We start from the raw sequence: 342 nt of genomic DNA on the forward strand, positions 1-342 counted from the left end.
TACCCTCCTTAACTGGCCATAGGGGCAGCAACAATTCTTTCATTTTTGATGAACCGAAACTTGCCATCAAAATCTGATTTCTTCCAGCTATAGAGGCAGGAATCAGCTGGTAATCCCCCCTGAAATTGATCGAGTTTAAAAGTAGAGATAGTGTTGCCTCATATTGAGGACTGAATTTATGAAGAAATCTCGTTTTAGCGACGCGCAGGTTATTGCAATTTTGAAGCAGGGAGAAAGCGGTATTCCCGTTGCGCAGCTTTGCGGGGAGCATGGTATGAGCGCAGCCTCCTATTATAAATGGCGTTCGAAATATGGTGGCCTTGAAGCCCCTATGATCCAGTC

The 342-nt window shown here is 45.0% G+C and carries 1 protein-coding gene; it reads left to right on the plus strand.

The features are described 5' to 3' along the window. Positions 1 to 178: 178 nt before the first annotated feature. Positions 179 to 342, plus strand: a 164-nt coding sequence (locus PsWM33_RS26775) for a transposase (protein WP_153039928.1), incomplete at its 3' end; no start/stop codon positions are given.

This window comes from Pseudovibrio sp. WM33, assembly GCF_001623165.1.
Lineage (GTDB): Bacteria > Pseudomonadota > Alphaproteobacteria > Rhizobiales > Stappiaceae > Pseudovibrio.